This window comes from Nostoc sp. JL31 (assembly GCF_017114965.1).
In the GTDB taxonomy this organism is placed as follows: Bacteria; Cyanobacteriota; Cyanobacteriia; order Cyanobacteriales; family Nostocaceae; genus Nostoc; species Nostoc punctiforme_A.
On the sequence record NZ_JABXKO010000118.1, the window covers coordinates 126,740 to 140,039 of the forward strand.

Genomic DNA, 13,300 nt, shown 5'->3' on the forward strand with positions numbered 1-13,300 from the left:
CTAGTAAGCGGATAGCTTTACTAGTGAAGCTGATAGCTACCCTAACAATCTGAGTAACTATAGCAGTCCTAAATCATTCGTGAAAATTATATCTCTCTTTCTTCTTTCTTTCCTTTGCGTCCTTCTCTTCGAGACGCTGCGCGTTGGCAGAGCCTCTCGCAGAGAAGGCGTCCTTGGCGGTTCGTTTCCTAATCTATATTTTTCACAACTCAATTAGGATTGCTATATCAATACGGTTTGGTTAAAAAAGTTATCTGTTAAAGCGAGTTCTTTGAGCGAAGTAGAAGAAAGTGCTGGGGAAGCAATAGTATTTAAATTTAATTTCTTCACTTTAAGTGCCTCCAAACTACCTCTCCAAGTTATCTAAAACGTATTGAGATGGGCAGCAAATACAATCAAAAAGTTACTAATCTTAGTGCTTTTGCTAACATAATGATCAGCATTTTTACTCCTGATCTGGTATTTTTTGATTCTGAAAATTAGCTAACTCTGATGCTAAAGTCTCTTCTAAAGCATCTAGAATCGCTTGCGGATCAACAGCTTCTTTCATTATTTGGGCCTGCGGATCAGAGCGATTCTTGACATTGGGAATATCTTGGCGTAATTCTTCAACTAAAGCGATAAGTTTTGCGATTTTCTGCTCAGAGAGCAGGTTAAGCTGAAGGCTAAGTTGCGCCCGTTGCTCTGCTAGTTTTTCCTGACGCTCTTGTTTTATCAACACCCCTGTTGTTACTAACAGGGAACCTGCGGTCAGTGAAAATTGTAGCCAAGAAAATGGCGGGGGATCGAATCTTGATATGCCTAAACGTCGTGGTAATACATTGGGTGTTACCCACAGAATAATTCCTAACAGGATGCTATACAGGAATGCCGGACGACCAAAAAAGGCTGTTACCGTTTCTACAAACCGTTGATGTTGAGGTACGTCTTTTTCATAACGTCTGTGCAGGGCAATAATAGTCTCGATATTTTGACTAATCGCTTCCGGCAATGGGGCTGTAGGCAAAATGGTTTGGCAAGGCGCTGAAGATGATACTTGCGGTGAATCTTTTGGATTTGGTTTATCTTGGGAAAACATGGACAGTTTTCTTGTAGTACTGATTTCTCTAAATCAATAACTCAAATTTTAGCTATATATGTATACTTTTAGGTAGAAAAATATATGAAAGTACCTATAGACAGATTCTGGCAGATTGCTATTGCTGTTGAATCAAGCAGAGATATTGAAACAGAATCATAGCATCAAATTTCTTGTTTCAATATTGTATTAAGACTAAACGCCTCAATGCCCAAATTCAACGTCCAGTCAGGGCTGTTGGGATCATGTACAAGGAGCTTTATGCAATAGCAAAATTACTTGCTTGGTTAATAGTTGATTAAGTAAGATTGAATTTGTAAATAGTGCAATTACTAAATATAAATTCTGATAATTTGTTAAAAATATAGTTGATTATATACTTTTTAGATATGTCATTCTGATGTCAATGTTATGTCAGGAGAATACTCATGTTTATGTGGTATTCCTATCGAATATCTACGTAGATTTCGCAATAAAAGCCTTCAGTGACACAATTGTGGCATCGTGGCTCACGCCGGAGAAACAGTCATCAGCTGCGATACGCAAACGCATTCGTGCGTGGATGCAATAGATTACGCCACGCTCAAAATAGGTTCGGTTGCTTCTTTACCGTGCCTTTTCACTGCAATTTACAAAACTTTTTATAATTGTGCTTTAATGGTGGGCGGCTTTTGTTGGTTCAAGAGTCTTCCTCACACACAAAGCGATCGCTGATGCTACTCACACACAAAGAAAATATTGTAAAATTTAGCTGGTTTCTACCCAGCCTCTTAAGCTTGCTCCTGTTTGGTTCCACTGTTAAAGCTAATGGTGCGATGCCTGCGGCGGGCATAGCCATCGCAAATTGGCATTTTGATAGCAATCGCAACCATCTGGACTTCACCACAGATGAGAATGTTCAACCGAAGGTACAATTACTTAACAACCCGACTCGTCTGGTAATTGATTTGTCTGGAGTTACATTAGGATATCCACAGACTAGTCAAAGAGTGGGGCCAGTAATTAAAGACATTCGCATCGAGCAGTTTAATGCAGAGACTACCCGCATGGTAGTTACTTTAGCACCCGGCTACACCTTTGATTTAGCACAGGTGCAACTGCAAGAGGAATTCCCCAATCATTGGTCTATGCAGTTACCCAAACCAATACGATTGACTGCAACCCAGCCGCAATATTTAGAGATAACTCCGAGTATTTCTCCAAGAGTGAATGATAATAGCACTTTGTTTGCTGGCGTGGTTCCGATGCATTCACCGATGAAAGCGCTGGAACCTCAAATTAAAGCCTTGATGAGTCGCTACAGTTTTCTGAAAACAGGAATGTTTTTCCTGGATTTGGATACTGGGGATTATCTGGATATTGGAGGCGATCGCGTTTTCCCAGCTGCTAGTACAATCAAACTGCCAATACTCATCGCCTTTTTCCAGGATTTAGATGCTGGTAAAGTCACCCTTCAGGAAAACCTGACTATGCGGCGTGACTTAGTTACCAATGGTTCTGGAAGTATGCAATATGAGCGAGTTGGGAAGAAGTACACAGCTTTAGAAACCATCACTAAGATGATTACCATTAGTGATAATACCGCCACCAACATGATTATCGATCGCTTAGGTGGAGCGGCGAAACTAAATCAGCGTTTCCGTAGTTGGGGACTGAAAGACACAGTAATTCGCCATCTTTTAGCTGACTTGAGAGGAACCAACACCACAAGTTCTCAAGATATGGCGCGGGTGCTGGCTTTAGTTGTGAATAACAAACTAGTTTCGCCACAAAGTCGGGAGCAAGCCTTAGATATTCTGCGTCACACCACAATTCACACACTCCTTCCCGCCGGTTTGGGGAAAGGTGCAGTTATCGCCAACAAAACCGGAGATATCGGCTTTCTCATTGGCGATGCAGGGTTTGTAACTATGCCCAATGGTAAGCGTTACCTGGCGGCTATCTTTGTCACTCGTCCTTATAAAGACACCAGAGGGAGAGACTTTATCCGTCAAGTTTCCCAATTAGTTTACGATTATTTGAATCAGCCGAATCCGGTTGCTGCGGTTAATTCGCTTAATAGTGTTACGAGATAGGAGTAGGGCGCACAGAGCTAGCTGCGCATAGGTGTCAAGTTAACGTGAAAGCCCTATAATCACCTGATATTAAGTCCACTCGCTTACCATCACTATCCGCGTCACCCCACCCCGGTTTTGTCTAAAGCCAAAACCGCCCCTCCCCTTGGCAAGGGGAGGGGTTGGGGGTGGGGTAAAGTGTATGTGGGGACAAGCATTTGAGCTTAAGTTGACACCACTGCACAGATGTGCACCCCTACAGTAATTAGATAATTGTGATTTTACTTGCGGCTTTAGTAGCCTTTTCCCTAGCCTCTTGGACATTCACACCTTTCGCCAAAGCTACGCCCATTCGCCGATATGGATGAGCATTAGGTTTACCAAATAATTTAATATCTACATCTTTTTCTGACAAAGCATCGGCGACACCATTAAAAGCAATAGAATCAGATTTTTCTGAGGCTAAAATTACTGCACTTGCTGAGGCTCCTAGCTGTTCTATATGAGGAATTGGCAAGTCTAAAATAGCTCGTAGATGTAGTTCAAATTCATTTAGATTTTGTGAGATTAATGTCACCATTCCCGTATCGTGAGGTCTAGGAGAAAGCTCTGAAAAAATCACTTCATTTTTAGTAATGAAAAATTCAACGCCAAAAATTCCGGCTCCTCCTAAAGCATCAGTGACTTTTATCGCTATTTCTTGAGCTTTTAATATCTTATCTTCAGAAATATCTGCGGGTTGCCACGATTCTTGATAATCGCCTCTTTCTTGGCGATGACCAATAGGAGAGCAGAAAATTGTCGGTGAATTCCACTGTTTAATTGTCAGTAAAGTTATCTCAATTTCAAAGTTAATAAATTCTTCTACGATGACCTTTTGACTGTCTCCTCTAGAATTAGCGATCGCATAATTCCAAGCTTTCTCAACTTCACTCTTATCCTGCACTACAGATTGACCTTTCCCTGATGATGACATCACAGGTTTAACAACATTGGGAAAGCCAATTTTATCCGAAATTACAATCAATTCTTCTAGAGTTGTTGCATAACCATATTTAGCCGTTCTGATGCCCAATTCTTGATGTGCTAGTTCGCGAATTCTGTCGCGGTTCATTGTATAGTTAGTAGCAGCCGCAGTCGGTATAACTGTAATCCCTCGCTGTTCAAATTCGATGAGTTTTTCTGTTCGGATTGCTTCAATTTCTGGTATAATAATATCTGGCTGATGTTTCGTCACCACAGCTTCTAAATCATCAGCACTGAGCATAGAAATAACTTCATAAGCATCAGCAACCTGCATCGCCGGAGCATTGGCGTAGCGGTCAACCGCAATCACATAATTACCAAGACGTTGAGCAGCGATCGCAAATTCCTTACCTAATTCTCCTGAACCCAACAGCATCAATTTTTGGGGCAACTTAATACTCATTAACTTATCCAGACCAATATCAATTCAATAATCTTATAATTTTTTGTGTTTTCATTACTAACTTCTCAAGAATTAAATATCGCTCCTCGTAGTTGTAAATCTTGACGTTGCAGATGATTTAAACCAGTACCTCTACCAAGCTGAGACTTATCTACTAGAGTCTCAAACCAGATAGTCTCATTCAAAGTTGCACCTCGTAAATCTGCATTTCTCAAATCGGCTTTCGTAAAATTTACAAACAAAAGGTCTGCATTGACTAAACTACTACCTTGTAGATTTGCTTCTAATAAATTTCCTCGAATCAAGTTTACTCCATCTAAAATTAAACCAGATAAATCTGCTCCCATAAGATTAGGAAACTTTAGCTGACTTGGATATTTAAAAAACCGCATAATACAGATGATATTTGGTTCATTTAGGCGTATCTGAGTTAGAAAATCATAACGAGCGATACCCAGTTGTTTAAGAATTTGTAGACGTTGTGGGGGACTTTGTTCTAAAAACTGAATGGCTGTATAGCGTAGGTCTTGAGTCGGCAGATTTAGCATGATTGTCAGATTGTCGTAATACCTGTGCTAATTAAAAGTTTAACCTTAATGCAAAAACCCCGAATTCTCAAAGAAATCGGGGTTCTAATGAATAACTACTTACTTAACGTCCTGCTAATAATGCTTTTGTAGCAGATTCGCCTGCTAATCTTACCTGCCTTGTTAACTGGAAATTCAACAACGCTAAAACACTCAACTGAGCTAGGAATGCCATAAAAATTGTTGTCGCCCCAGAGTATTGTATCGCGGCCCAAGGAAAAGTTGAAAACAGCCATATAGTAGGATGTTTCCACAAGGAGATGCCGAGAAATTCTAGAATTATCGGTGGTACGAATGTTACCACACCTATAGTACCTATTGCCCAGAAAGAACGTTTGGGAGTTTTCAACAAAAGTATCAATTGGGCAATGGTAGCGTAAATCATGATGATGCTAATAGACAAAGCTATAGCTAAAAGTACTTTCAACCTGTCAAAATTCTCACTATGCTCTGTATCAAAAACAGATGTAAGTGAAATCCAGACTAGCCAAGGTATAGCAACAATTGTCAAATTAATAGCGATCGCTACAATTGCAGGGCTTTTTTCCGACCAAATTAGATCCTGCCAAACACTCTTGCGACTAGAAACTTCCTGATGTCGGTATCTTGCCCAATCTTGTACATCTTGACGATGCGGAGAAAGCACAGCAATTAAACTGAGAAGCAACACCAAGTTATATAGTGCCAGAAAAACTAAATTTTGTGCAACATATTCATTAAATCTGGAATCATTTCGCCAAGATTGTAAGCTAAATCCCCACATCATCACCTGGCAAAAAGCTATGAATAAATAACTTTGTCTCTTACTGATGATTGAGGCTTGAGGATTACGGAAGCTACGTTTAAGAGCTTGTAATATTCCGTAACTGCCCAATCCCAAGTTCAATAAATGGAAACCAACAACACTAACAACATTTTTCCCTAATGGGATATAGAAAAACTCCACGTTTTTCAGAGGAGAACCATTATATATACGTAACAAGTTAGGAAACAGATAATTTATTGTATCCCAAGGAGCGAAAAGCCTTAACCAAGCAGTTGAATTATTTAAACTGTGGCTAGAAGACGATGCAAACCCCATTACTGTGAACAATAAAAGCAAAACTGCACCACTACCTAGCCAAGGCTGGAAACCGCTAAACCAACGAGTAACTAAACCAAAGAGAAGTGCAGCACTGTAGAAGAAAAGACAGCTAGCAATAAGAATGGCGTAGTAACTAAAAATGTAACTAAAGGCAATTTTGGCAGAACGTCCAGCCAACATATGCAAAGGAACTGCAACTAAGATTACGAGATAAACTAAACTTGGAACTCCTAGCAATTTACCACTCAATATACTTGTTTCTGATTGCGGGCTGAGACGGATAAAATTCAATGTGCCGCGACTTTCTTCTTTGGCTAAATCGTTGATTAGCAAATAAGTTCCTGCAACTAATAGTGTAAATACAAAAATTACACTAAATGTTAGAAATATATATTCCCAGTGATCTCGCCACCACAATTGCCAATCAATTTGGTTTTGGGGGCAAAAATTATTTAACAGAAAATCATTCAAGTCATTAATTGTAGATTGATTTGATTCCTGGTAAGCCTGCTTTTGTTGCAGTTCATATACTTGACGTAAACGGCAGTATGTGCCAGTGAGGGAGTATCGCTCATCAGGAAAATCGCGTAATTGATATAGAAAAACTACCACTTGTAGAAGTAGTGATGTTGCAACTGCGATCGCAACATTAAAAAATTTCAGCCGTCCTTTGAGTTCGCGGAATAATTGTGGATTCCAATCACCGATTTTGTCTATTAAATTGAGCATCATCGGAAAAAATTCTCCAAAAATGGGGAGTGATATTTATTGACGAATTAAGATGCTTGTTTGTGACCTAATTTTAAGAAAATAGTTTCTAAGTCTTCTTGGGTGCAGTGAAAATCAGTCAGGGGAATATCTGCTTTGATGAGCGATCGCAACAACTCAGCACTATCTTCATCTTTGCCCGAAAAATTCACCCGCACGCTATTTTTTCCTGATATTACCTCCCACTCATCTACTAAATTATGATGTTTCAATTCCTTTAAAAGTGCCTCTAGGTTCCCCAGAGTTGATATCACAATTTGCTGATGGGAAAGACGTTGGTAAAGTTGTTGTAAAGAGGTACTTTCTACCAAGAAACCAAGTTCCATAATTCCTACAGATGTACACAGTTCCGCTAAATCACTGAGAACATGGGAAGAAATAATTACAGTCATCCCAGCTTCTTGCAAAGCCTTAATGATTTCGCGAAAGTGCATCCTGGCAATGGGGTCAAGCCCAGAAACAGGCTCATCTAGTAGTAGTAAAATCGGTTCGTGGATAATGGTTCTCGCTAAACTTAAGCGCTGTTTCATCCCCCGCGATAGAGTAGAAATCTGACTGTGGCGTTTATTACCAAGTTGGATGAGTTCTAAAACTTCATGTAGGCGTTGAGTGCGGCGTGGTTCTCGCAAGCGATAGAGACGTGCAAAATAATCTAGGTAGTCCCAAACTGTCAAATCTTCATACAGTGGATAGTCATCGGGTAAGTAGCCTAGACGACGCTTAAGTTTGGGATTACTCTTGTCACGAAGTAAGCGATCGCCATTAATATAAATCTCACCCGTAGTTGGTTCCTCAGCAGTTGCCAACATTCGGATGAGAGTTGTTTTACCCGCGCCATTCGGCCCAATCAGTCCATATACTTCCCCCGCTTGAACCTCTAAATCAACATCATTGACAGCAACGTGCCGGTCAAATTGCTTAGTTAGTCCACGGGTGCAAATTGCTAATTCTTTTACCATCGCGGCTGGGGTGCGGCTTGTGATTAACAGTTAACCTAACTTTTTTTACAGCTTTTGTCAGGCTGGTTTCAGAAATTGAAACTAGCTTTCAGAAAATTAGCGACATAAAAAAGTATGTGAGTTCTGGATATTGTCATAAAATCTTTTCTGAGTTGTAGGTATCCCATTTCTATGTAGCACATAAACACTACACAATCGCGATCGCGCTGTGCCAGTTGCGTAAATCCTGTCAAATTGCTGCATAAATTGCGCCATACCAGCACGATCAAGTTCTTTAGTCAGGCTTTTAAAGCGCTTCCTATGCTGGTGAAGTATAGCTAGACTTTATATATAAAACCTTTCAACTTTGGGGATGTGCCTCATTCGATCGAGAACCGCTATATTCCCAACCGCCTAATCTCAGCTTGATTATGTGCGTGTTGGTCAACGACTATAAGACTATCTATTCCTAAAGAGGTTACAGGTGTCAAGCAAAAAAATCGGTTTTTGGTCTGTGTGGGCATTGGGTGTCGGCGGCATTGTCGGTGGACTTTTTCCAGCGCTGGGAGTAGTAATTCAAATAGCTGATGTAGGCGCACCACTAGCATTTGCGATCGCCGGGACAATAGCTTTGATAACTACTTATGCTTATGCAAAACTTTCGGTAGCTCATCCATGTCGAGGCGGGACAGTAACCTTCTTAAACCAGGCTTTTGGTTCAGGGCTGTTTAGTGGGACACTGAATCTTCTACTATGGTTTAGCTATGTAGTCATGCTTTCCTTTTACTTGCAGGCTTTTGGTAGTTATGGAGTTAGCCTGTTTACATCTACTCAACCTATTTGGAAGCATTTACTGATTAGCTTGGCAATTTTAGGGACAACTGGATTAAATCTACTAACTGCCAATCATATTGGTAAATCTCAAATCTGGATTGTCAGCTTCAAACTGGGGATTTTGATACTGTTCATTCTTATGGGAAGTAGTCATATCGACATTTCCCGTCTAGAACCAGTCTCAGTATCGTCGCTACAGTCAATTTTCGCAGGAGCAATAGCGATCTTTTTGTCTTATGAAGGTTTTGAGCTAATCGCCAATGCAGCAGAGGATCTTGTCAATCCCAAGCATACTTTGCCACGGGTTTATTACTCTGTAATCGGGTTCGTTATTTTGCTTTACGTTTTAGTAGCACTGGTTACATTGGGAGCAGAACCAATAGAACAGATTTTGGCAGCAAAAGACTATGCTTTGGCTGAAGTTGCCAAACCAATTATGGGGCAATTTGGATCTGTTTTGATTACTATTGCTGCTGTTTTCTCAACTATCTCAGCTAGTAACGCAACACTCTACGGTTCAGCTCGTTTTAGCACTGTTATTGCTAAATCTAGGGGGTTTGACACTGGCAGCCAAATAAATGGCATAGCTCAATCTTCAATTGGCTTGTTTATTACTAGTGGTATCACTCTCATAATCGCCAATTTTTGTGATATAAATCGGATCTCAACGATGGGTAGTGCTGGGTTTCTCCTGATATTTGCTGCGGTTAATTTAGCTAATGCTCGTATGCATCGTTATACGAAAAGCAAGCAGTGGATTTCACTTCTAGGGACTGGAATATGTTTGGTGGCACTAGGAATATTAATTTGGTTTGCTTTGCAAACAGATCCACAAACTGTCTGGGTTTTAGTGTTCATGGTAGGAGTAGCCATAGGCATCGAAGTAATCTACTACCTGTCAAAAAACCGACAGCTACACCTTTGAAGAAGCTTTGCTCAACTCTAAAATGTATTTGTAATAGTCCACGTTTGGATTAATTTAACTTGAATTCGCTAACAGAGAAGGCACTGTTAGCGGATCGTTTGCTTTAGATTTTCATTATGAATCATCTTTTAAAGGTGATTTAGGAATGGCTCATAAACGGTAACTTGATCTGAAACGTCGAGCCTTTACCCTCATTGCTCATCACATGAATATTACCGCCGTGAGCCTGGACAATTTGTTGAGCGATCGCTAATCCCAACCCAAATCCGCCGCTTTCTCTGGCACGTTCTGTATCAACTCGGTAAAAGCGATCAAAAATGTAAGGTAAATCTGCCTCTGGAATTCCAATTCCAGTATCAATGACCTGAATTACTGCCCGATCTGGGTGAGATTCTAAGCGTAACCAGACAGTTCCACCAGACGGAGTGTAATTACAGGCGTTATTGAGCAAGTTTTCAACAGCTAGCCGCAGCAAATCGGGGTCAGCCCACAACTCAATGGGTTGTTCTGGTAAATGGCTGATCAACTTGATCGACGCTTTTTCAGCAACAGTATGGTAATAAATAGCTAAATTCTCTAGCAAGCTATTAAGATTAACCTTTTTGAGAGATTCGGGAGTTAATTTTCCCTGATGTCGAGCTAACAGCAGTAGGTTATTGACCAAGGTACTCATCGACTTGGCGCTATCGATGATATTCTCCACTGAGGGATGGATTTGGGGATGGTCTGCTGCCATTAGTAACCCAACTTGGGCATTGGTCAAAATCGCAGAAAGGGGCGATCGCAACTCATGAGAAGCATCTGATGTAAAGCGTTGTAGTTGATTATAGGCTAGCTGAACAGGCTGCATAGCTATGCCACTAAGTACCCAACCTGTAAGTCCAATTAACCCCAGTGCTACAGGTACAGCAAGGGTCAATATTAACTGAAATTCTCTGAGTTCGTTTTGAGTTTCTGTCAGAGGGATAGCAACTTGCAGATAACCGATAACCGAATTTCCTCCTTGAACAGGTAGTGTGACTTGACGCAGCCAAAGCGTCTCACTTGTAAACTGGTCAACGGACTTAATCGTGAGAAACTCAGATGCTATTTCTAACTTTTCTGGAGGTGGAGTACCAAAAAAACGATTGATTTTGCCATTCGGGTCATACCAACGAATATAAACTAGTTCAATATCAGCAGGGTGAGAACCACTACCCAATAGCGGTATATTGCTCAGATCGACTTCTTTTTGTCCTTGATCCAGCCGATATTGCGAACTGGCTGCCATTAGCTCTGCTCTTTTATAAAGCAGTTTATCTAATGCTTTGAGCTTGTCTTTTACCTCAAGATTGTAAATGACTCCAGCAAAGAGAATCAGAATGCACCCCATTGAAAGGGTAAACCAACGAGCTAAATTACGACGACTGCGGTTAAACACAACTTATGCTAATTCGTAATTCATAATGACGCTCGCGGACTCGCTACCGCTACGCTAACGTAATTACAAGACTTTTCAAATAATTGAACCACACTACTCCCTACTCTCCATCTCAGCCACTATCAAGTTTCAAGATGGTTCTGGAGGGTTGAGGCGATAGCCCATACCGTAAACAGTTTCAATCCAATCGGCTGCTGCTAATGTTTGCAAACGTTGGCGAAGTTTACGAACTAGAACGGTGATTGCATTGCTTTCTGGCTCACTACCCCACTCCCATACAGCTTGCTCAATCTGGTTGCGAGTCAGGACTTGCTTAGGATGACGCATGAAGTACTCTAGCAACTGAAATTCTTGGCTGGAAAGCGATACGATCGCCCCTTGTCGCTCCAAAATTAGTCTATCGAGATGAAGTTCGAGGTCTGCCAAGCAGAGGGTGTCTCCTTGCCAAAGGGGCGATCGCCTCCTCAATGCCCGCACCCGTGCCATAAACTCCACGATATCAATCGGTTTGACGAGGTAATCATCTGCTCCGGCATCTAATCCTATGACTTTATCAGGTGTGGTATCTTTTGCCGTAATCATTAATACGGGAGCTGTTTTTCCTGCCGCCCGATACTGTTGACACAAACTCACTCCACTAATCCGAGGTAACATCCAATCCAAAATCAGCAGGTCATATTCTTTTTCAGCCAAAAGCCATTGAGCAGTTTCACCATCCTTGACACCATCGACGCTGTGTCCCGCCTGAGAGAGAACCATTTGCAGCGGCATTAATTGCTTTGGATCATCCTCTACCAGTAAGATTTTCATCACCTTTATACACTTGTGCTTGTTTAGAATAATCTATTGAAGCAATCTCAACGTCTTTCATCAGTAAGATTTCAGAGGATTGTCTACCCCATTAGGATATAGATGAAGTGTGACCTAGCAAAATCAGAAGCAGGTGTAGTGTGTGGCGTATTAGTAAACGTTGGCTGCAAGGGCTGGGATTGGAGTTTTGGTTGCCTCTACCACTGGTAGCGGTTGTGTTTTGGCTTGGCTGTAGTTTCATCACTGCTCAAGAGTTAAGGCGACCCTACTCCACCGAGAAAAAACTTCAGTCAGATACTCAGCTTGAAGCACGCGTATCAGTCAATGTGTTGCTCATTAACGCCGCTGTCAATCGAACTAAAAAAATTACCCAGGTAGAAGTAGAAACAGCAGACCCCATCTTGAAGCGGTTGGAATTAGAACTTCCAACAATAGAATTCAGCCAAATAGAAGCGACAATTGCCCAAGAACTAGGTCTACCCCGTGAAGATGTTAGAAAGTTAGTGCGCTATGAGATTGTGGAATAACATCGATCCGATTTCAGGCTATTACTATAGTTGAAAAAAGCTGATTATATAAACTTTCTGACCTCTTGATTTTTATTTTCAATGCGTTCTGCCTTGGTTTTCAATGTTTGGTTCATAGCTTCAAACCCTTGGCGAACGTCGATATTTAATCGACGAGCCAACAGAGGTACTAGTAAACCCTGGAAAGATTCTTGCTGAATGAAGCGAACGCGTAGGCGTAGCCCGTCGTAGACATCGCTTGCTAACGGTTCAATGATAAAGCTATGTTCAACGTCAAATAACCCTGGTATCAAAAAGTGCCATAACCAGCGCAGTTTGCGATTAGGTTCTACCGTAATCACCGTAGGTCGAAAGGTCATAATATCTCTACCCGGAGGCTGAAAGTGAACGGTTAGCTGTGCCCCTTCACTCAGCAAACCACTAATTTGACGAATAAACAGATTCCAATGTGGAAAACTGGCAAAATCAGTGAGTAGGTTCCAGACTTGCTCATCGGATGCCTGAATTTCAATTTCAGTGTAGATTTTCATGGGTATGAGTTGATAGGAAAACCAAAATTAAAACGGTTATTCCTGCTAAAAACAACCCCATGTATTCTAGTCCTAGTAATCGACTAACCCAAAAATTACGGGTGAAGGTAGGTAGATAAAGCAGGGGAAGCAGGGGGAGAAAATAACTTGATTTTCCTACCATAAAATAAACCATATAAAGTTTCTTTGGTGGACTACGAGAAAACTAGATTGTTTCTTGTAAAACATAATGAATACTATTCGTAGAAAACTCACGTTTTAACAGCAAAATTCTGGTGGTTAGTAGACAGTTGTGAAGCATTGGTGTCAACTTAAG

General features: G+C 41.0%; 11 protein-coding genes. 3 read left to right on the top strand and 8 right to left on the bottom strand.

Going from position 1 to position 13,300, the window contains the following annotated elements:
• Window positions 1–445: 445 nt before the first annotated feature.
• Window positions 446–1,078, bottom strand: a complete 633-nt coding sequence (locus HWQ43_RS31155) for a DUF1003 domain-containing protein (RefSeq protein WP_292740828.1) — start codon at window positions 1,076–1,078, stop codon at window positions 446–448.
• Window positions 1,079–1,749: 671 nt separating this feature from the next.
• On the opposite strand from HWQ43_RS31155, the gene HWQ43_RS31160 reads away from it, so the two are divergent.
• Complete coding sequence (locus HWQ43_RS31160) at window positions 1,750–3,153, top strand: serine hydrolase (RefSeq protein WP_366932937.1); 1,404 nt, start codon at window positions 1,750–1,752, stop codon at window positions 3,151–3,153.
• 244 nt (window positions 3,154–3,397) lie between these two features.
• Here HWQ43_RS31160 and purT read toward each other — a convergent pair whose 3' ends face one another.
• The 4 genes from purT to HWQ43_RS31180 form a co-directional block, all read right to left on the bottom strand.
• Window positions 3,398–4,561 carry a formate-dependent phosphoribosylglycinamide formyltransferase gene (gene purT, locus HWQ43_RS31165; RefSeq protein WP_292740831.1) on the bottom strand — a complete coding sequence of 388 codons (1,164 nt, stop codon included), beginning with the start codon at window positions 4,559–4,561 and terminating at the stop codon, window positions 3,398–3,400.
• Between the two features lie 65 nt (window positions 4,562–4,626).
• Complete coding sequence (locus HWQ43_RS31170; RefSeq protein WP_292740833.1) at window positions 4,627–5,109, bottom strand: pentapeptide repeat-containing protein; 483 nt, start codon at window positions 5,107–5,109, stop codon at window positions 4,627–4,629.
• Window positions 5,110–5,212: 103 nt separating this feature from the next.
• Complete coding sequence (locus tag HWQ43_RS31175) at window positions 5,213–6,964, bottom strand: ABC transporter permease subunit (protein ID WP_292740835.1); 1,752 nt, start codon at window positions 6,962–6,964, stop codon at window positions 5,213–5,215.
• Between the two features lie 44 nt (window positions 6,965–7,008).
• The gene (locus tag HWQ43_RS31180; RefSeq protein WP_292740837.1) at window positions 7,009–7,959 is read right to left on the bottom strand and encodes an ABC transporter ATP-binding protein; all 951 of its coding nucleotides are present in this window, start codon (window positions 7,957–7,959) and stop codon (window positions 7,009–7,011) included.
• Window positions 7,960–8,422: 463 nt separating this feature from the next.
• Between HWQ43_RS31180 and HWQ43_RS31185 the strand changes: the two genes are divergently transcribed.
• The gene (locus tag HWQ43_RS31185; protein WP_292740839.1) at window positions 8,423–9,697 is read left to right on the top strand and encodes an APC family permease; all 1,275 of its coding nucleotides are present in this window, start codon (window positions 8,423–8,425) and stop codon (window positions 9,695–9,697) included.
• A gap of 139 nt (window positions 9,698–9,836) precedes the next feature.
• Here HWQ43_RS31185 and HWQ43_RS31190 read toward each other — a convergent pair whose 3' ends face one another.
• A complete protein-coding gene (locus HWQ43_RS31190) occupies window positions 9,837–11,117 on the bottom strand; it encodes a HAMP domain-containing sensor histidine kinase (protein ID WP_292740841.1) in 1,281 nt (426 codons plus the stop codon).
• Window positions 11,118–11,246: 129 nt separating this feature from the next.
• Window positions 11,247–11,927: a two-component system response regulator RppA gene (gene rppA, locus HWQ43_RS31195; RefSeq protein ID WP_292723872.1), complete on the bottom strand. Its 681-nt coding sequence runs from the start codon at window positions 11,925–11,927 to the stop codon at window positions 11,247–11,249.
• A 140-nt stretch (window positions 11,928–12,067) separates the two neighbouring features.
• Here rppA and HWQ43_RS31200 point away from each other — a divergent pair, with 140 nt between their 5' ends.
• A complete protein-coding gene (locus HWQ43_RS31200; RefSeq protein ID WP_292740843.1) occupies window positions 12,068–12,454 on the top strand; it encodes a hypothetical protein in 387 nt (128 codons plus the stop codon).
• 44 nt (window positions 12,455–12,498) lie between these two features.
• On the opposite strand, the gene HWQ43_RS31205 is transcribed toward HWQ43_RS31200, so the two are convergent.
• Complete coding sequence (locus tag HWQ43_RS31205) at window positions 12,499–12,984, bottom strand: SRPBCC domain-containing protein (RefSeq protein ID WP_292740845.1); 486 nt, start codon at window positions 12,982–12,984, stop codon at window positions 12,499–12,501.
• Window positions 12,985–13,300: the final 316 nt, after the last annotated feature.